Raw genomic sequence first — 19,237 nt, forward strand, 5'->3', positions numbered from 1 at the left:
CCTCCGGGTCCTCAGGTCAGACAGTGCGCGAGCGGCTCTCCCCGCACCCAGCGGCCCACCTCTTCGGCGGCGATCCGCGCCGCCTTCTCGGCGACCGCGCGGGACGCGCCGCCCAAATGCGGCGTCAGCACCACGCGGTCGCCCAGCCCCAGCAGCCGGGACTCCGCCGGCAGCGGCTCCCGTTCGTAGGTGTCGAGCGCCGCCGCCGACACCCGCCCGCTCTCCAGCGCGTCGCACAGCGCGGCCTCGTCCAGCAGCGGGCCCCGGGCCACGTTCACCACCACCGCCCCGGGCGGCAGCAGCCCCAGCTCCCGGGCTCCGATCAGACCCCGGGTCTCGGGGGTGAGCCGGGCGTGCAGGGTGATCACCTGGGAGGCGCGCAGGAGTTCGTCGAGGGAGGCCACGCGCAGACCGTGGATCTCGCCGTGCACGTACGGGTCGTACACCATCACCCGCGCCCCGAACGCGCACAGCACCCGCGCGACCCGGCTGCCGACGGCCCCGTACCCGACCAGCCCGACGGGCAGGTCCTCCAGCTCCAGCCCGCTCCGCTCGTACGTGTAGTACGTCGCCCCCTCCCAGCTGCCCTGCCGGGCGAGCGGGACATGGGCCTGGGGGATGCGGCGCAGGGCGGCCAGCATCATGCCGACGGTGAACTCGGCGGTGGCGGCGGCGTTGCGGCCGGGCGCGAAGCACACCCGCACGTCCCGCTGCTTCGCCGCGTCCAGGTTGACGTTCACCGGCCCGCCCCGGCAGACCACGACCAGCCTCAGATCCGGGCAGGCGGCGAGGACCCTCTCCGTGACCGGCCCCATCTGCGTGACCAGGACCTCCGCCCCGGCCAGCGCCTCGATCATCTCGTCCTCGGCGTCACTGGCCTCCTGCACCTCGGCGACCGGCCCGAACGGCTCCAGCGGCCAGCCGAGCCGCAGTTCCCTGACGTCGGCCCGCCCCACCTCGTGCTCCACCGCCCGCGTGATGAGCGAGGGCAGGACGAAGTGGTCGCCGGCGGCCACCACACGCACACTGTTTCCGGAGGTCATCGCAGGGAGTCTCCCGTCTCGGCGTCGAAGACATGGGTGTGCTCGGGGTCGGCGGCGACCCGGACCCGTTCGTCGTGGGCGAGCCGCACCTCGGGGTCGGTGAGGACGACCAGATGCCGTTCGACCCCGTCCAGGGCGAGGGTCGCCAGGCCCGACTCCAGCAGGGGTTCGTGGGCGACGACCCGGGCGGGCAGGCCGCCTTCGGCGGTGAGCCGGACGTCCTCCGGGCGGATCCCGACCACCACCTCACGCCCCGCGTCCACCGGCACGGGCAGCGCGACACGGACCGTGTCGGAGAGACGGGCGTGGCCGTCGCCGGTGGCGATGCCGGGCAGCAGCGTGATCGCGGGCTCGCCGACGAAGTCCGCGACGAAGACGCTGGCCGGGCTGTCGTAGATCTGGTAGGGGGTGCCGAGCTGCTGGATCACGCCGTCCTTCATCACGGCGATCCGGTCGGCGAGGGAGAGGGCCTCCTCCTGGTCGTGGGTGACCAGGATCGTGGTGTGGCCCAGGTCCTTCTGGATGCGCTTGAGTTCGCGGCGGGTGGTGTCGCGCTGGGCCGCGTCCAGGTGGGAGAGCGGCTCGTCGAGGAGCAGGACGTCCGGTTCGCGGATCAGGGCCCGGGCCAGGGAGACGCGCTGCTTCTGGCCGCTGGAGAGCCCGGCCGGGCGGGCGTCGAGGAGATCGGTCAGGCCGACCCGCTCGGCGATCTCCTTCACCTTGCGGTCGACGTCACCGCGGGCGGCCTTTCTCCGGGCCTTCAGGCCGAACGCCAGGTTCTCCGCGACCGACAGCGGCGGATACAGCGCGTAGTTCTCGAACGCGACCCCGATGTTCCGCTGCTGCGCGGGCCGTTCGACCACCGACGCCCCGCCGACCAGGATGTCCCCGCCGGTGACGGACTCCAGCCCGGCGATCATGCGCAGGGTCGTCGACTTGCCGCAGCCGGAGGGACCGAGCAGCCCGAGCAGTTCCCCGGACCGCAGATTCAGGTCGATCCCGCGGACGGCATCCACCGAGGGCCGGCCCCGGGATCGGTAGGTCTTCCGCAGCTCACGTAGCTCCAGTCCCGTCATGGCCGCCCTTCGTCGCGCAAACCTCGTAACGGACCTTGTGCTCGTCCAGATCCCGCAGTGCCTCCGGCGACGCCCCGTCGTCGACGAGGACCGTGTCGAAGCGGGACAGCGGGACGACCCGGTGCAGGGCGACCCGGCCGAGCTTGGTGTGGTCGATCAGCAGGACGTTCCGTGCCGCCGCGTCGAGCATCGCCCGCTTCACGGACACGATGTGCTGTTCCTGGTGGTAGGCGTAACCCCCGTGCACGGCCGACGTGGACGCGAAGCACACGTCCACCCGCAGCTGCTCGACCGCCTCCACGCACGACACCCCGAGGAACGAGGAGTGCAGCGGGTCGTAGTCGCCGCCGAGGGCCATCAGGTGGATGCCCCGCTGGTCGGCCAGGAGGTTGATCGCCTCCAGGAAGTTGGTGACGACCGTCAGCGGTGTTATCTCGCCCGTGCGCAGCCGCCGGGCTATCTCCAGCGTGGACGTGGAGTCGTCCAGCAGGATCGCCATGCCGGGCTCCACCCTCCGCAGCGCGTGCTCGGCGACGGCTGCCTTCTCGGCCCGCATGGTCTTCAGCCGGTACTGCACGTTCGACTCGAAGACCCCCGACGGCTGCGCGGTCACCCCGCCCCGGAACTTCCGTACGATGCCCTGCCGTTCGAGTTCGTCGAGGTCTCGGTGGATGGTCATCAGGCTCACCCCGAACCGCTCGGCGAGCTCCGCCGCCGTCGCCGATCCGTCGGCCAGCACCTGCTCGGCCATGGCGGCCTGCCGCGCCGCGGGCCCCTGCTGTCCACCACTGCTGCTGCTCATGGCTGTGTCTCTATCCGTCGTCCCGGTCGTTCCGGCCGGTCGGCCTCGAACAGCAGCAGGTTCTCAGGCCGGACCGCGAGCCGTACGGGATCGTCCGGACGAAGGCGAGCCGCGTCCGCCCGAGGGGCCACCAGCGACACCCGCTGCTCCCCGGTCCCGAGCCGGACGGTGACCTCGACGGACCGGCCGAGCACCTCGGTGACGTACACGGTCCCGGTCAGCTCGTGCCCCTCCCCGCCGTGCAGGACGATGTCCCGGGGGCGCAGGCCGACGAGGACGTCCGTGCCGGGCGCGGCCCGTGACCGGACCGGCAGCTCGACCCCGCCGTCCGACCGCACCCCGCGCTCCGTCACCACGCCCGGCAGCAGATTGATCCGGGGCCGCCCGAAGGCCCGCGCGACCTCCGTGTCGTGGGGCCGGTACCAGATCTCCTCCCGGGTGCCCGTCTGCACGATCCGGCCCTCCCGGACGACCCCGATGCGGTCGCCGAGCGCCAGCGCCTCGACCGAGTCGTGGGTGACGTACAGGGTGGTGGTGTGCTGCACGGCCCCGATCGCCTTCAGCTCCGCCCGCATCTGCTGGCGCAGCTTGGCGTCGAGGTGGGAGAGCGGCTCGTCGAGCAGGAAGGCCCGGGCGGGGCGGACCAGCACCCGGCCGAGGGCGACACGCTGCCGCTGCCCGTTGGACAGCCGGCCCACGGGCCGGTCCAGCAACCCCGAGATGCCGAGCAGTTCGGCGATGGCGCCGATCCGCTGCCGGGCCTCGGCGGCGGGCAGCCGGTGCCGGGGCGAGCGCAGCGGCGAGGCCAGGTTGTCGTAGGCCGAGCGGTGCGGGTAGAGGGCGTAGCTCTCGAAGCACATCGCCACACCCCGGTCGTACGGCTCCACGCCCTTCATGTCCCGGCCGTCGAGCACGACCGTGCCGGCGTCGGGCTGTTCGAGCCCGGCGATGGTCTTCAACGTCGTGGTCTTGCCCGCGCCGGACGGGCCCAGCAGGGAGAAGAACTCGCCCTCGCGGACCTCCAGGTCCAGTCCGTCGAGCGCGACGGTCCTGCCGTACGCCTTCCGTATCCCGCTCAGCCGGATCATGACTTCACCGCCCCGAACGACAGGCCCCGCACCAGATACCGCTGGATCGTCAGCGCCAGCAGCAGCGGCGGGACGACGGAGACGAGCGCGGCGGCGGCCGTCAGGTTGTACTTGGGCCGGTCCCCGCCGAGGAAGGACAGGGCGCCCACGGTCACCGTCTGTGCCTCGTTGGAGGTGAGGATCAGCGGGAAGACGAAGTTGTTCCAGGCGAAGATGAACGCCAGCAGCGACACGGCCGCGATGCCCGGCTTGACCAGCGGCAGGGCCACCTTGAAGAACGCCTGCTTGCGGGTGTAGCCGTCCAGCAGGGCCGCCTGCTCCAGCTCGGGCGTGAGGTCGGCGAAGTACGACCGCATGATCCACACGATCAGCGGCAGCGTGACCAGCTGGAGCACCCACACCATGCCGACGTACGTGTCGAACAGCCCGAGCTTCTGGTACAGCACGAACAGCGGGATGATCACGGTCAGTTCGGGCGCGAAGCGGAACGACAGCAGCGTGAACATCAGGTTCTCCGAGCCCCTGAACCGCCACCGCGCCGAGGCGTACGCCGCCGGCAGCCCCACCACCAGCGACAGCACGACCGCCCCCACCGACACCACCAGGCTGTTGACGAAGAACCGCACGAACGGGATGCCCTCGCTGTCGCCGAGGACCGTCCGGTAGCCGTCGAGGGTCGGGGAGAAGGAGAAGTAGGTGGAGAAGAGCTGGTCCGCCGGCTTCAGCGACAGGATCACCATCCAGGCGATGGGGAACAGCGCGAAGACGAAGTAGAGGACGAGGGCGGCGTCCGCGAGCCAGCCCAGCAGGCGTTTCCTCATGTGGTGACCTCCGCGGCCTTCCGCTGGATCTTCCCCAGGTGCTTCACCAGCACCATCGCGGCCAGATACACCACCGCCCACAGCACGATCGTGTAGGAGATCCCGAAGGAGTACCGCTGGAAGCGGATGGCCTCCAGGTACGCCCGGATCTGGAGGACGACGGTCGAGTCGCCCGGCCCGCCCTCCGTCAGGGCGTAGATGATGTCGAACACCTTCAGCGAGTCCATGAACCGGAAGATCACCGCGACCAGCACGTACGGCCACAGCATCGGCAGCGTCAGCCGCCGGAACGTGTACCACCACCCCGCGCCGTCCACGGCCGCCGCCTCGAACGGGGAGGTGGGCAGCGACCGCAGACCGGCGAGGGCGAGGATCGCCACGAACGGGGTGTACACCCACACGTCCACGGCGATCGACGACAGCAGCGCGCCCGTGGGGGTGTCGGTCCACTGCACCCCGCCCAGGCCGAAGGGCCGCAGCAGGTAGTTGACGACGCCCACGGACGGCTGGAGCATCAGCTTCCAGATGATCGCCGCGATGACCGGGGCGATCATCAGCGGCAGGATCAGGATCTTCTCCAGCACCCGGCCCACCAGCGTCGAGCGGTGCAGCAGCAGGGCGACGGCCACCCCGAGCACGGTCTCCACGAGCGCCGCCCCGACCGCGTACAGCACGGTCACCCACGCCGAGTTCCAGAACGCCTCCTGCGTGAAGACGGTCGTGTAGTTCTCGAACCGCACCATGTCCGGTTGCGGTTTGCTCGCCGAGAAGTCGAACAGCGTGTAGTACAGCCCGAGCCCGAAGGGGTAGAGGATCGCGCAGGTCAGCAGCAGGGCCGGGACGATCAGGAGGTACGGGCGCAGCGCGAGCCGCATGGCTAGCCCACCTTGCCGGCGAGGTCGTCCGCCAGCCCGTCCAGCACCGACTTGGCGCCCTTGCCGCCGTAGATCTCCTGGAGGGCCGCCGCCCAGCTGGTCGTCGCGTCGAAGAACTGCGCCTGCGGGGTGAACTGGATCTTCGTCTGGTCGACGACCGTCTCGAAGGTCTCCAGGAAGCCGGGCAGGTGCCGCATCTTGTCCTTGTACGCGGCGTCCTCGGCGACCGACTTGCGCACCGGGTCGATGTGGTTGTGCGTGATCGCGCCCTTGCGCAGGTGCTCCTTGCCGGTCGCCCACTGCAGGAACAGCCAACTGGCGCTCTTCTTCTTGCTCTTGGCGTTCATGCCGAGCGACCAGATCCACATGTTGGTGGCGAGCGACCCGTCCGGCCCCTTCGGCCCCGGGTGGAAGGCGATCTTCCCGGACGCGGGGCTCGCGCCCTTGACCGCCTGGAAGTAGGCGGCCGTGTCGGCGTCGAACAGCATCCCGGCCTTCTTCGCGCCGAGATCGCTGGAGCACTGGTACCAGGTGTACGACGTCCAGGACGGCGGTCCGCCCCGCTTGACCATCCGAGCCCAGTCCTCGGTGAAGGCGACGGCCTCCGGGCTGTTCATGGCGGGGGTGAGCTTCCCGCCGTCCACCGTGAAGTCCTTCAGCCCGTTGCGGGCGTACATCGTCATGAAGCCGGGGTGGATGGTGGCCCAGCTGCGGGACCCGCGTACGGCGATCCCGTACATGCCGTCGAAGCCCGCGCCCGGCGCCTTGCGCTTGATGGTGCCGGCGAGTTCGGTCAGCTCGTCGAAGGACTCGGCCGGTTTCAGGCCGAGTCTGCCGAACACCTCGGTGTTGTAGGCGACGACGTTGGTCTCCCAGCCCCACGGCAGCGCGTACTGCCCGCCCTGGCCGAGCGGCGCGCCCGCCTTCAGCGACCACTGGTCGGCCTGGAGCAGGTTCGGGAAGAAGTCCGCCTGGTCCCATTCGGCGTCCGTCGCCGAGGAGTTGCGCATCCAGGGCCCGAGGTCCTCCAGCCAGCCCGGCGGCCCGTACTGCCACACCATGTACGCGCCGAGCATGAAGACGTCGTAGGAGGCACGCCCGCTGGACAGGTCGACGGTGAGCTTGTCGAAGTAGTTGTCCTCGGGGAAGACGTCGTACTCGACCTCGATGCCGGTCCGCGCGGTGAAGGACTTCAGGTCGGCGATGAGCGCGTCCGTGTACGGGTGCTTGTTGAGCAGCGCCTTGACGGTGGTGCCCTGCTCCCGCTTCCAGTCGAAGGAACCGGTGATGTCGTCGGCGGCGGACCCGTCGCTCTTGCTGTCGTTCCCGCCGAAACCGGCGCCGCAGGCCGTCAGGAGCGGGGCGGCCGCCGCCCCGGCGGCGAGGGCGAGGAAGCGCCGGCGGTCGTGCACGTGCGTGTCCATCCGTACCTCCGCGTGGAGCCTGGTTAACACGTCGAGTCGACTCGTCAACAGAGGGTGGAACGGCTGAAGTTGGGCGTCAATCCCTCGCGCACGGGAAAATATCGGGGCACAGTGAGAACTTCACAGATCCGGCTGCGACGGCGTGGGAGGTTCCGGATGGCGGACGAGGGTGCGGGCTGGCTGGGCGTGGACCTGGGCACGCAGAGCGTCCGCGTGCTGCTCGTCACCGCCGACGGCACGGTCCTCGGCAGCGGCTCGGCCCCGCTGTCCGGGCGGCGCGAGGGGGTGCGGCACGAGCAGGATCCGGTGCGGTGGTGGCAGGCGCTGTGCACGGCGTCCCGGGCCGCGCTCGGCTCCGCGCCCCCCGGCACGCCGGTGGGCGGACTCGCGGTGTGCGGCACGTCCGGCACGGTGCTGCTGACGGACGGCTCGGGCCGTCCCGTGAGCCCCGCGCTGATGTACGACGACGGGCGCGCGAAGGCGGAGGCCGCCCGGGCGCGGGAGGCGGGGCTCGCGGTCCAGGACACCTGGGCGCTGCCGAAGGCGCTGTGGCTGGTGGGGGAGTACGGCCCCGGCCTCCGGCTCAGCCACCAGCCCGACCTGATCGTCACCCGCCTCACCGGCGCACCGCCCCCCGCCGACTCCAGCCACGCCCTCAAGACGGGCTACGACCTGGAGCACGACACCTGGCCAGAGGCCGCGCCGGCCCGACTCGGGCTTCCGGATGGGCTTCTGCCTGACGTCGTACCTCCCGGCACCCGCCTGGGTGAGGTCTCCCCGGCCGCCGCCGACGCCACCGGCATCCCCGCCGGCACCCCGGTGCTCGCCGGGATGACGGACGGCTGCGCGGCCCAGATCGCCTCGGGCGCCCTGCGGCCCGGCGCCTGGAACTCGGTGCTCGGCACCACGCTCGTGCTCAAGGGAGCGGCCCGCGACCCGGTCCGGGACCCCACCGGCGTGGTCTACAACCACCGCGCGCCCGACGGCACCTGGCTGCCCGGCGGGGCGTCGAGCGTGGGCGCCGGTGCCCTCGCGGCGCACTTCCCGGACGCCGACCCCGCCGGGATGGACGAACGGGCCAGGGCGTTCGAGCCGGCCGGCGCGGTCGCCTATCCCCTCGTTTCCCCGGGGGAGCGGTTCCCGTTCCGGGCACCGGAGGCCACGTCTCTGCTCCTCGGCGACCCCGCGGACGACGCCGAGCGGTGGGCCGCGCTGCTCCAGGGCGTCGGCTTCGCGGAACGCCTGTGCCTGGACTACCTGCACCACCTCGGCGCCCCCCTCGACGGCCCGCTCACCTTCACGGGCGGCGGCGCGCGCAGCCCGTACTGGAATCAGCTGCGCGCCGACATCCTGGGCCGCCCGGCCCGCGTCCCCGAGCAGACCGAACCCGCCCTGGGCATGGCAGCGCTGGCCGCGTACGGGGTGTCCGGCGCCGAGTCGCTGGCGGACGTCGCCGAGCGCATGGTCCGCGTCCGGACCGTCGTCGAACCCCGCCCCGACCGCACGGCGGCCTTCGCCGAGCCGTACGCGCGCCTCGTCGACGCCCTGCGGGAACGCGGCTGGCTGCCCGCCCCGGTCGCGGACCACGCCCGGGCCCGCCTGCACCTGGACACTGGGAAGTCATGACCAGGACCCAGGTGCGACCCCGCACCGGCGAGCAGACCACCCGGGTGCCGCAGCGCACCGACCGCCCGACCGCACGCGAACGGACCGGCCCATGACCACCACCCTCCTGCTGGCCCGCCACGGACAGACCGTCTGGCACGCCGAGAACCGCTACGCCGGGATCAGCGACATCGCCCTCACCGACACCGGCCGCGCCCAGGCCGAGGCCCTCGGCCGGTGGGCGGCCGCCCACCCCGTCGACGCGATCTGGACGTCCCCGCTGTCCCGGGCCGTCGCCACCGCCGAGCCCGCCTGCCGCGCCCTGGGCCTCACCCCGCGGCGCGAACCCGGCCTGGCGGAATGCGACTTCGGCGTGGTCGAGGGCCGGACGCTCGCCGAGTTCGAGGCCGAGGAGCCCGAGCGGGCCGCCGCCTTCCGCGCCGACCCGGTCGCGAACCCCTTCCCGGGCGCCGAGGACCCGGCGGCTGCAGCGGCCCGCGGCGCCGACGCCCTGCGCCGCATCGCCGCCGCCCATTCCGGCGGGCGTGTCCTGGTCGTCGCCCACAACACCCTGCTGCGCCTGGTGCTGTGCACGCTGCTGTCGATCCCGGCCCGTGAGTACCGCAGAGTGCTCCCGCGGTTGCGGAACGCGGCGATCAGCGAACTGCGCGTGAACCGCGACGGTTCCGCCGCACTCCTCTCACTCAATGTGCCGTGCGAGCCGGACATGCCGTAGCACTATGGGCCCATGACGCAGATCGACACGTCGGTGCCGCACTCGGCCCGGATCTGGAACTACTGGCTCGGCGGCAAGGACAACTACCCGGTGGACGAGGCGGCCGGTGACGCCTACACCGCCGTCTTCCCCGGCATCGTCACCATCGCCCGCAGCAGCCGCGCCTTCCTCGGCCGCAGCATCCGCCACCTCGTCCAGGAAGCGGGCGTACGGCAGTTCCTCGACGTCGGCACCGGCCTGCCGACCGTCGACAACACCCACGAGGTCGCCCAGCGCCTGGCCCCCGAGTCGCGGATCGTCTACGTCGACAACGACCCGCTGGTCCTCGCGCACGCCCGCGCCCTGCTCACCTCCACGCCCGAGGGCGCGACGGCGTACGAGCCCATCAGCCTCTACGAGCCGGAGCAGATCCTCGCCGCCGCCGGCGAGACGCTCGACCTCACCCGCCCCACCGCCCTGATCCTCAGCGGCATCCTGGGCCATGTCGCCGACTACGACGAGGCCCGCGAGCTGGTCCGCCGCCTCCTGGCCGGCCTGCCCTCCGGCAGCTACCTCTCCCTCAACGAGGGCTCCCGTGGCACGGACCCGGCCTACGAGCAGGCCCAGGACGCCTACAACGAGACGGGCGCGGTCCCGTACTTCCTGCGGCCGGTGGAGCAGATCGAAGCGTTCTTCGAGGGCCTGGAGCTGGTGGAACCGGGCGTGGTGTCGGTCCCGCTGTGGCACCCCGAGCCGGGCGAACCGACGGAACCGATCGGCCAGCACGGCGGGTTGGGCCGCAAGCCCTGACGCCCCCGAGCACGGGAAACCCCCGCGAGTCACGTCCTCGCGGGGGTTCCTTCTTTCCGCCTGCCGTACGTGAAGGGTGAGAAGACGATCACGAGGCAGGACGCTTCACGGGGCGGCCTCAGGGGGCCAGCAGCAGCACATCCGCCCGGGACTTCGCGGCCTCGTAACGACGGGCGACATCCTGCCAGTTGACGACCTGCCACATCGCCTCGATGAAGTCGACCTTCTGGTTGCGGTACTGGAGGTAGAAGGCGTGCTCCCAGGCGTCGAAGACCAGGATCGGGGTGGCGCCCTGGCCGACGTTGCCCTGGTGGTCGTAGACCTGCTCGACGATCAGCCGGCCGCTCAGCGGCTCGTAGGCGAGCACGCCCCAGCCCGAACCCTGCGTGGTCGCGGCGGCCTTGGACAGCTGCGCCTTGAAGTGCGCGAAGGAACCGAAGGACTCGGTGATCGCGTCGGCCAGCTCACCCACGCCGTCCTGCGCCAGCGGCTCACCGCCGCCGTCCTTCGGGCCGGTCATGTTCTGCCAGTAGATGCTGTGCAGGATGTGCCCGGAGAGGTGGAAGGCCAGGTTCTTCTCCAGGCCGTTGATCGACCCCCACGACTCCTTGTCCCGCGCCTCCGCGAGCTGCTCCAGCGTGTCGTTGGCGCCTTTCACATAGGCCGCGTGGTGCTTGTCGTGGTGCAGCTCGATGATCTCGGGGCTGATCACGGGGGCGAGCGCGGAGTAGTCGTAGGGCAGGTCGGGCAGCGTGTAGACGGGCATGGGCGGGGTCCCCTCCGAACCTCTTATTGCAATAGCCTTGCAACTGCACGCTAGCAGCAAGAGTGGCCGATGGGTGCCCGGGGCACGCGAAAAGGCCCCCGCGTGTGTCGCGGGGGCCTTTTCACCGTGAGGTTCCTAATGCCGGGCGCGCGCCTTCTGCCAGGCGAATCCGACGGCCGCCAGGGCCAGCGTCATCCCGCCCGTCGAGTACAACTGCACCCGCGTGTCCGGCTCCCGGGCCATCAGGACGAAGACGGCGGCCATACCGGCCAGCGCGACCCACGTCAGCCACGGGAACGCCCACATCCGCACGGCCAGCTTCCCCGGCTCCTCGCGCTCCAGCCGGCGGCGCAGCCGCAGCTGCGAGACGGCGATGAAGATCCAGACGACCAGGATCACCGCGCCGATCATGTTCAGCAGCCAGGGGAAGACGTCGTTCGGCCGCCAGTAGCTCAGCAGCACGCACAGGAACCCGAAGACGCAGGACGCCAGCACGGCGATCCGCGGCACCCCGCCCGAGACCCGGCCCAGCCCCTTCGGGCCCTGGCCGCGCTCCACCAGCGAGTAGGCGATGCGCGAGGCGCCGTAGATGTTGGCGTTCATCGCCGACAGCAGGGCCACCAGCACGACCACGTTCATCAGCTGCCCGGCGCCCGGGATGCCGAGCTCGTCCAGGGCGGCGACGTACGGGCCCTTCTCGACGACCGCCTTCGAGTCCCACGGCACCAGCGTGACGATGACCGCCATCGAGCCGACGTAGAACAGCGCGATCCGCCACATCGCCGTGCGCACCGCCCTCGCCACGCCCTGGACCGGGTTCTCCGACTCGGCCGCCGCGATGGTGACCGTCTCCAGGCCGCCGTAGGCGAAGACCGACGCGAGCAGGCCGATGACCAGGCCCTCGCCGCCGTTGGGGAGGAAGTCGGTGAGGTGCGAGGCGCCGGGCGAGTCCGTGCCGGGCAGGATCCCGAGGATCGCCAGGACGCCGAGCGCCAGGAACAGGGTGATCGCGCCGACCTTCAGGGCCGCGAACCAGAACTCGAACTCGCCGAAGTTCTTCACGGCCGCGAGGTTCGTGCCGCAGAAGACGACCATGAACAGTGCCACCCACGCCCACTCCGGCGTGCCCGGCAGCCAGCCGCTGACGATCTTCGCGGCACCGATGCCCTCCAGGCCGACGGCCGTGCACAGCAGCACCCAGAAGGACCAGCCGGCGGTGAACCCGGCCCAGGGGCCGATCGCGCGCTCCGCGTGCGCCGAGAACGAGCCGGACGACGGATACGCGGCCGACATCTCGCCGAGCATGCGCATCACCAGCATCACGAGGAGGCCGGAGAGGGCGTAGGCGACCACGATCGACGGACCGGCCGCGGCGATACCGGCGCCGGAGCCGACGAACAGACCGGCGCCGATCACCCCGCCGAGGGCGATCATCGACAGGTGGCGCTGCTTCAGGCCGTGGGACAGGGAGACGTCGTCCGTGCGGGGCGGCGTCCCGGTGGTGGTGCTGGGCATGGGCGCGGCTCGTCCAATGCGTGAGAGGCGGGAGAGGGCAAAAACGCCGCCAGTCTGGGCGGTCCCCTCATCCGGGAGGGAGGGTTGTCCAGCATGCGGACGCGCGGAACGCGCCCCGTGAGATCCCGGAAGCGGAGGGTGGGCATCCGTCACGGAAGCCGCGCGGCACCCCGCCTGGAGGCATTTGGCGAAACCCTACAGTCCGGTTGTCCGCGGGCGGCGTGACCGAACCCTCGCTGCCTCCGTGACCGGCGTCACGCCGTACTCGGTGTAACCCTCACCCTTTGTCCGGAGCCCACCAAGCGCGCCTTCGCGCCTTTGTCGAGCGCTGACGGTGAACCGGGCGAGCGCGCTGGGATAGCGTCACCGTGTCCCGACCGGCCCTCACCCTCGCGGAGTCCCCATGAGCACCGCTGCCGCCACACCCGTTCGCACCGGACAGGTCCTCGCCGACCTGCTCCCCGCCTCCCGTGTCCGGGACGTGGCCCTCGTGCTCGGCGGTGCCGCGCTCACCGGTCTCGCCGCCCAGATCTCGGTGCCCGTGCCGGGCTCCCCGGTGCCGGTGACCGGCCAGACCTTCGCCGCGCTGCTCGTCGGCACCTCCCTCGGCGCCGGCCGCGGCCTGCTCGCGCTGGCGCTGTACGCGCTGGCGGGCCTCGCCGGCGTGCCGTGGTTCGCGGGCGGCTCCTCCGGCGTCGCCCCCTCCTTCGGCTACATCCTCGGCATGATCCTCGCCGCCACCGTCGTCGGCGCCCTGGCCCGCCGCGGCGCCGACCGCTCGGCGCTGCGCATGGCGGGCACGATGCTGGTGGGCGAGGCGATCATCTACGCCGTCGGCGTGCCCTACCTGGCCCTCGCCACCGGCATGTCCGCCACCGCCGCGATCGCGGCCGGCCTCACGCCGTTCCTGATCGGCGACGCGCTGAAGGCGGCGCTGGCGATGGGCGCGCTGCCGACGGCCTGGAAGTTCGCGAACAAGCGCTAGCCGCCCCGCGTTCTCTGAACGAGAGGCCCGCCGGGGTGCATCCCCGGCGGGCTTCTCGGGCGTCATCCCCGGCGGGCTTCTTCGGGCGTCATCCCCGGCGGGCTTCTCGGGTGTCATCCCCGGCGGGTTTCTCGGGCGTTCAGCCCTCCCGCGGCACCGGCCGCCGCCGCTGCGACCACCACAGTCCGGCCGCGCCCGCCGCGAGCAGCGAGGCACCGGCCGCGCCCAGCGGCAGCAGATCACGCGCCGGACCCGTCTTCGGCAGCTCCTTGCCGCCCGGGGACACCGGCTTGTTGTCCGTACCGAGCAGCAGGGGCGTGGCCGGGGCGTCCGGCGACGGGTTGGTCGTGCCGAACGGCACCGGGCCCTGCTGCCAGAACGTCTTCTTCCCGTCGCCGGTCTGGACGGGCAGACAGATCTTCCCGGTCTTGCCCAGGTCGTACGTCGCGTCGACGGCGTACGACTTCGACTTACCGGCCGCGAGATTGTCGATCGGGCAGGTGAAACCGCTGTTCGAACCCTCCGGAAGATTGTTCTCGGCTATCGGGGAACAACCCTGGACGTTCTTGACCGTGAGCCCGTCGAAACCGACGACCCAAAGCCTGATCTTCCCGCTGTCCTTGCTTCCCTCGTTCTTCACGGTGGCGGTAATGGCCGTCTTTTCGGACCCGTTGTCGACCGAGATCTTCTCCGGCAGCAGTGTCGTCAGCTTCACTCCCGCCGGTGCCTCGTCAACGACCTTTCCCCCCTTGCCGCTTGCCGGTCCTTCGTCTTCCGCGGCGGCGGTGCCGGACAGGATCACCACCGCCGAGAAAGATGCCACGACCAGCGATCCCGTGACCCCCGCCGTGCGACGAGAACTCATGTTCGCCCCCTTGCGTCCCCCTGGGCTGCGCCTGAATTCGCAGCACTGAAAGAGGTACCACAAGATTTCCCCGCACTATCCTGGTGCGGCGCGAAGTGTGACCGTTGTGTTTCACTGGAGGCGGTCGCGGCGTTGTGGAGGGGGTGCAGCGAATTGCCGGGAAATGCGAACGGCGGCGGTGTTCCAGGGATATTGGTGACGGGGCGCTATCGGCTGGTCGAGAGTATCGGTCAGGGGGGAATGGGGCGGGTGTGGCGAGCCGCTGACGAAATACTCGACCGGCAGGTCGCCGTCAAGGAAATGCGGATCGACGGCCACGACGCGGAGGACAGCAGGACGCGCCGCGAACGCACCCTGCGCGAGGCCAGGGCCACGGCCCGGATCGACCACCCCAACGTCGTACGGGTCTACGACGTCGTCGACGAGGGCGAACGCCTGTGGATCGTCATGGAGTTGGTGGCGGGCCGCTCCCTCGAACGGATCCTCGCGCAGGACGGCCCCCTCGGCCCCTGCGAGACGGCCCGGATCGGGCTCGGCCTGGTCGCGGCGCTGCGGCAGGTCCACGCACGGGGTGTCCTGCACCGGGACATCAAGCCCGGGAACGTCCTGGTGGAGAACGCGCGCGGACCGGCCGCACCAACCCGGGGCGACGGCGACGGCCCCGGCGGGGGACGGCGTGTCGTCCTCACGGACTTCGGTATCGCCGCGATCCAGGACGCCAAGGCGCTCACCATGGTCGGGATGCTGGTCGGCTCGCCCGACTACATGGCCCCCGAGCGCGTCTCCGGCCGCCCGCAGGGCCCGCCGTCCGACGTCTGGTCCCTCGGCGCGACCCTCTGCGCGGCCCTGGGCGGCCGCTCCCCCTTCTCCCGCGCCACCACGCTGGCGACCCTGCACGCGGTCCTGTACGAGGAACCCGAACTCCCCGCCGGGCCCGGCCCGTTGCGCGGCATCCTGACGTCCCTCCTGGAAAAGGACCCGTCGGCCCGCCCGGACCTCGACGACCTGGCAACGGCCCTGGAACCGGTCGCGTTCCCGGCCGCGACGCCGACGGTGCCGGTGGGGCGGGCAGGGACGCCGGCGCCCCCTCGCCCCAGGGCTCCGCGGGACCCCCGCGAGCCGACGCCGACTACGGGACCGGCGGGATCCACACCCACCACGCCACCGGCCGGATCCTCCCCCGCGGCCTCAGCGGGACCCAGCCCGACCACGACCTCAGCGGCACCCACACCCACCACGGCCTCGGCGGGAGCCACGCCCACGGCCTCGGCGGGAGCCACACCGACCTCGGCGTCAGCGGGATCCACCCCCACGACCGCAGCGGGATCCATCCCCACCACGACCTCAGCGGCACTCAAACGCACCACGGCCTCAGCCACCTCCACCCCCACCAGCACGGAAGCCACCGCGAAGGCGCAGCCGAACGCGGCCCGTTCCGAGGGCCGTCCCGAAGGCCGTTCCGAGCACCGTTCCGAGGGCCGTCCCGAAGGTCGTCCCACCACCACCCACCGCCCGAGCCCCGTTTCCCTCACCCGCGCACAGGCCCCGACCGAGCACCGCCCCCACCCCGCACCGACACCCACGCCCACCCCTGTGCCGCAGGGCGACCTACCCGGCCCCGCCGCTGCCGGCTCCCGCGCGGGCCGTCGCCGTACGGTGTTCGTCGCCACGGCAGTCACCCTCGCCACCGCCGGTGCCGTCGCAGGGATCATGCTGGCGACATCACCCGGCTCCCCGGGCGACGACGACACCCGCGCGGGCTCCTCGACCTCCGCGCCTCCCACCACGGCCTCCACCCCCTCACCCTCCGTGGAGGGCACCTCCAGGCCGCAGAGCCTGCCGCCCGGCACGCACCGGGAGGCCGGCGGGTTCGCCTGGGCGACCCCCGACGGCTGGCGGCGGGACGTGAAGACGGGCGCGGAGGTGCACTACACCTCCCCGGACGGCACACAGGAACTGGTCGGCAAGTCCGCCCTGGCCCGCGGCGACCTGCTGGAGACCTGGGAGACCTCGGAGCGCAACGCCCACCAGGGCCAGGACTACCGCAAGATCCGCCTGGAGGAGACGACGTTCCGCGGTCACCCGGCGGTGGTCTGGGAGTACACCTTCACGCTGGAGGGCGTCCACTGGCACGCCCGCCTGCTCGGCTTCAACGTGAAAGGCAAGTCGTACCAGGTCAACACCTGGTACGACGCCGGTATCGAACCGGCGGCCCTGCGCACGTACGAGAAGGTCAAGGACAGCTTCACGGTGCTGTAGGACAACGAAAAGGGCCTGCGGTGCGTGCCGGAGAGCAACACGCACCGCAGGCCCACCCTTCACCGCGAACGGCGAGCGCCCGAAGGCTCAGCCGGCCGAGACCTCATCGCGCGTCTCGGCGGCCTCAGCGGCCCGCTGCCGCCCCCGCACCTTCTCCTTCACGAAGGCGATGACGAGCACCACCGCCGCGACGAGCAGCGACAGCAGGATGGTCGAGCGCCCGTCGTGCTCGGTGTCGGTGAGCATGTAACCGAGGATGAACACGATCAACGCGGCCGTCGCCCAGGTCAGATACGGGTACAGCCACATCTTCACGACGAGCTTCTCCGGCGCCTCCGCCTTGATGATCTTCCGCATCCGCAGCTGGGAGAAGCAGATCACCAGCCACACGAACAGGGCGACCGCGCCACTGGAGTTCACGAGGAAGAGGAAGACGGAGTCCGGGAACTTGTAGTTGAAGAAGACGGCGACGAAGCCGAACGCGACGGACGCGAGGATCGCCGTCCGCGGCACGCCGTTGGCGGTCGTACGGGCGAAGCCCTTGGGCGCGTCCCCGCGCTGGCCGAGCGAGAAGGCCATGCGGGAGGCGGTGTACAGGCCGGAGTTGAGACAGGACAGCACCGAGGTCAGCACGATGAAGTTCATGATCTGGCCCGCGTGCGGAATGCCGAGGGAGTCGAGCGCCGCGACGTAGGAGCCGTCCTTGGTGATGGACTTGCTGTCCCACGGCAGCAGGGCCACCACGACGAAGATCGAGCCGAGGTAGAAGACGGCGACACGCCAGATGATGCTGTTGGTGGCCTTGGTGACGGCCTGGCGCGGGTTCTCCGACTCACCGGCCGCGAGGGTCGCGATCTCGCTGCCCATGAAGGAGAAGACGACCAGCAGCACACCGGTGAGGATCGCCCCGGCCCCGTTGGGCAGGAAGCCGCCGTGCTCGGTGAGGTTGCTCAGACCGGCCTGCTCGCTGTCCACACCGGGGAGCAGCCCGAAGACGGCGAGCCCGCCGATGACGATGAACGCGGCGATGGCGACGACCTTGATCCCCGCGAACCAGAACTCGAACTCGCCGTAGGAGCCGACGGAGACCAGGTTGGTGGCGGTCAGCACCACCATCACGATGAGCGCCCACCCCCACTGGGGTACGGCGGGTATCCAGCCCTCCAGGATCACGGCACCGGCGGTCGCCTCGACCGCGAGCACGACCACCCAGAAGAACCAGTACAGCCAGCCGATGGAGAACCCGGCCCAGGGCCCGAGGGCCCGGTCGGCGTGCGCGGAGAACGACCCGGAGGTCGGGTTGGCGGCCGACATCTCACCGAGCATGCGCATCACCAGCACCACGAGCGTGCCGACGAGGGCGTACGACAGCAGGATGCCGGGCCCGGCGGTGGCGATACCGGAGCTGGACCCGACGAACAGGCCCGCCCCGATGACACCGCCGATGGCGATCATCGACAGATGCCGGTTCTTGAGCCCGGCCTGGAGCCCGGAGCCGTGCGCCCCGGGTTCTCCGGGGTCTCCGGTCCCTCCGCGGTCGTTTTCGGTCGTCTTCATCGTCGGCTGCGAGGTCATGGAACGGATTTCCTTTGCGCCGGGGAGCTGTACTTCCGTACGGACCGCACGAGCCGTACGAACGGGGTGTGTCGCGGCAGGACGGCGGTGTACGGGAGCCCGTACGAGCGGCGTACGAGCCGGTCCAGTGAATCGGAGGCGAACGTTTAGGAGAACCTTTGAATCCAGATTGTTACTTGAGGTTTTCCTGAGCTTCCGTAATGCGGCTCATATTCGCCTCTCGTTTTCATGAGCGCCACCCCGCGCGCCTTCCCCGAAACACCCGTGTCACACTCATCCCATGCGCGTGTACCTCGGCTCGGACCATGCCGGCTACGAACTGAAGAACCACCTCGTCGAGTGGCTGAAGGAGGCGGGTCACGACCCCGTCGACTGCGGCCCCCACATCTACGACGCCCAGGACGACTACCCGCCCTTCTGCCTCCGCGCCGCGGAGCGGACGGCCGCGGACCCCGACGCCCTCGGCATCGTCATCGGCGGTTCCGGCAACGGCGAGCAGATCGCCGCGAACAAGGTCAAGGGCGTCCGCGCGGCCCTCGCCTGGAGCGAGGAGACGGCGGCGCTCGGCCGCCAGCACAACAACGCCAACGTGGTCGCCGTGGGTGCGCGCATGCACACGCAGGACGAGGCGACGAAGTTCGTCGAGACGTTCCTCAACACGCCGTTCTCCGGTGACGAACGTCACGTTCGCCGCATCGACATGCTCGCGACGTACGAAACGACGGGCACCCTCCCGCCGATCCCGCCGCACCACCCGCAGCCGTAACGCTCCCGGGCTCAGGGGCAGGCCGAGGGGCAAGGGTCGGGGCCTGGAGCCGAGGGCCGGGGGCCGGGAGCTGCGGGGCACTGCGCGGGGCGCGGGACTTCACTTGCACCTGGCGTCCCCTCCGGTACCGATTCCGCCTGACGCACGCACCCCAACCCCGAGCCCGGTATGCGGCCTATGTCCGACTTCTATGTGCGCCTGGCCGGAGCTCGACGCGCGTCTGGGCGGCCAGAGGTCTGACGCGCGG

At 71.2% G+C, this 19,237-nt stretch carries 17 protein-coding genes; 6 read left to right on the top strand and 11 right to left on the bottom strand.

Features of this window, described 5'->3' with window-relative positions:
• Positions 1-11: 11 nt before the first annotated feature.
• From IE255_RS02235 to IE255_RS02265, 7 genes are read right to left on the bottom strand one after another with little or no spacing between them, the layout of a single operon-like run.
• Entirely contained in the window at positions 12-1,043 is a 1,032-nt protein-coding gene (locus IE255_RS02235) for a 2-hydroxyacid dehydrogenase (protein ID WP_190048380.1), read from the bottom strand.
• Positions 1,040-2,119, bottom strand: coding sequence for an ABC transporter ATP-binding protein (locus tag IE255_RS02240; RefSeq protein ID WP_190048381.1), 1,080 nt, complete (start codon positions 2,117-2,119; stop codon positions 1,040-1,042). The genes IE255_RS02235 and IE255_RS02240 overlap by 4 nt, the downstream gene beginning before the upstream one ends.
• The gene (locus tag IE255_RS02245; protein ID WP_190048382.1) at positions 2,097-2,921 is read right to left on the bottom strand and encodes a DeoR/GlpR family DNA-binding transcription regulator; all 825 of its coding nucleotides are present in this window, start codon (positions 2,919-2,921) and stop codon (positions 2,097-2,099) included. The genes IE255_RS02240 and IE255_RS02245 overlap by 23 nt, the downstream gene beginning before the upstream one ends.
• The gene (locus IE255_RS02250) at positions 2,918-4,009 is read right to left on the bottom strand and encodes an ABC transporter ATP-binding protein (RefSeq protein ID WP_190048383.1); all 1,092 of its coding nucleotides are present in this window, start codon (positions 4,007-4,009) and stop codon (positions 2,918-2,920) included. Before IE255_RS02250 ends, IE255_RS02245 begins: the two co-directional genes overlap by 4 nt.
• Entirely contained in the window at positions 4,006-4,830 is an 825-nt protein-coding gene (locus tag IE255_RS02255) for a carbohydrate ABC transporter permease (protein ID WP_190048384.1), read from the bottom strand. Before IE255_RS02255 ends, IE255_RS02250 begins: the two co-directional genes overlap by 4 nt.
• Positions 4,827-5,705 (bottom strand): carbohydrate ABC transporter permease, encoded by an 879-nt coding sequence (locus IE255_RS02260; protein ID WP_190048385.1) that lies wholly within the window; start codon positions 5,703-5,705, stop codon positions 4,827-4,829. Before IE255_RS02260 ends, IE255_RS02255 begins: the two co-directional genes overlap by 4 nt.
• Before the next feature lie 2 nt (positions 5,706-5,707).
• Entirely contained in the window at positions 5,708-7,129 is a 1,422-nt protein-coding gene (locus IE255_RS02265) for an ABC transporter substrate-binding protein (protein WP_190048386.1), read from the bottom strand.
• A gap of 156 nt (positions 7,130-7,285) precedes the next feature.
• Between IE255_RS02265 and IE255_RS02270 the strand changes: the two genes are divergently transcribed.
• The 3 genes from IE255_RS02270 to IE255_RS02280 all read left to right on the top strand — a co-directional run bounded on the left by IE255_RS02270 (position 7,286) and on the right by IE255_RS02280 (position 10,259).
• The gene (locus IE255_RS02270) at positions 7,286-8,755 is read left to right on the top strand and encodes an FGGY-family carbohydrate kinase (RefSeq protein ID WP_190048387.1); all 1,470 of its coding nucleotides are present in this window, start codon (positions 7,286-7,288) and stop codon (positions 8,753-8,755) included.
• 91 nt (positions 8,756-8,846) lie between these two features.
• Entirely contained in the window at positions 8,847-9,470 is a 624-nt protein-coding gene (locus IE255_RS02275; protein ID WP_190048388.1) for a histidine phosphatase family protein, read from the top strand.
• A 12-nt stretch (positions 9,471-9,482) separates the two neighbouring features.
• The gene (locus IE255_RS02280; RefSeq protein WP_190048389.1) at positions 9,483-10,259 is read left to right on the top strand and encodes an SAM-dependent methyltransferase; all 777 of its coding nucleotides are present in this window, start codon (positions 9,483-9,485) and stop codon (positions 10,257-10,259) included.
• Positions 10,260-10,377: 118 nt separating this feature from the next.
• On the opposite strand, the gene IE255_RS02285 is transcribed toward IE255_RS02280, so the two are convergent.
• Positions 10,378-11,025, bottom strand: coding sequence for a superoxide dismutase (locus IE255_RS02285; RefSeq protein WP_190048390.1), 648 nt, complete (start codon positions 11,023-11,025; stop codon positions 10,378-10,380).
• A 135-nt stretch (positions 11,026-11,160) separates the two neighbouring features.
• Entirely contained in the window at positions 11,161-12,540 is a 1,380-nt protein-coding gene (locus IE255_RS02290) for an amino acid permease (protein WP_190048391.1), read from the bottom strand.
• 403 nt (positions 12,541-12,943) lie between these two features.
• Here IE255_RS02290 and IE255_RS02295 point away from each other — a divergent pair, with 403 nt between their 5' ends.
• Positions 12,944-13,525, top strand: coding sequence for a biotin transporter BioY (locus IE255_RS02295; RefSeq protein WP_190048392.1), 582 nt, complete (start codon positions 12,944-12,946; stop codon positions 13,523-13,525).
• A gap of 139 nt (positions 13,526-13,664) precedes the next feature.
• Here the strand turns inward: IE255_RS02295 and IE255_RS02300 are convergent, their stop codons facing one another.
• Positions 13,665-14,390: an LPXTG cell wall anchor domain-containing protein gene (locus tag IE255_RS02300; RefSeq protein ID WP_190048393.1), complete on the bottom strand. Its 726-nt coding sequence runs from the start codon at positions 14,388-14,390 to the stop codon at positions 13,665-13,667.
• A gap of 240 nt (positions 14,391-14,630) precedes the next feature.
• On the opposite strand from IE255_RS02300, the gene IE255_RS02305 reads away from it, so the two are divergent.
• Positions 14,631-16,649 carry a serine/threonine-protein kinase gene (locus tag IE255_RS02305; protein WP_229906307.1) on the top strand — a complete coding sequence of 673 codons (2,019 nt, stop codon included), beginning with the start codon at positions 14,631-14,633 and terminating at the stop codon, positions 16,647-16,649.
• Between the two features lie 87 nt (positions 16,650-16,736).
• Here the strand turns inward: IE255_RS02305 and IE255_RS02310 are convergent, their stop codons facing one another.
• Positions 16,737-18,224 carry an amino acid permease gene (locus tag IE255_RS02310; protein ID WP_190048395.1) on the bottom strand — a complete coding sequence of 496 codons (1,488 nt, stop codon included), beginning with the start codon at positions 18,222-18,224 and terminating at the stop codon, positions 16,737-16,739.
• Positions 18,225-18,504: 280 nt separating this feature from the next.
• Between IE255_RS02310 and IE255_RS02315 the strand changes: the two genes are divergently transcribed.
• Complete coding sequence (locus IE255_RS02315; protein WP_190048396.1) at positions 18,505-18,990, top strand: ribose-5-phosphate isomerase; 486 nt, start codon at positions 18,505-18,507, stop codon at positions 18,988-18,990.
• Positions 18,991-19,237: the final 247 nt, after the last annotated feature.

Source organism: Streptomyces lomondensis (assembly GCF_014651035.1).
In the GTDB taxonomy this organism is placed as follows: domain Bacteria; phylum Actinomycetota; class Actinomycetes; order Streptomycetales; family Streptomycetaceae; genus Streptomyces; species Streptomyces lomondensis.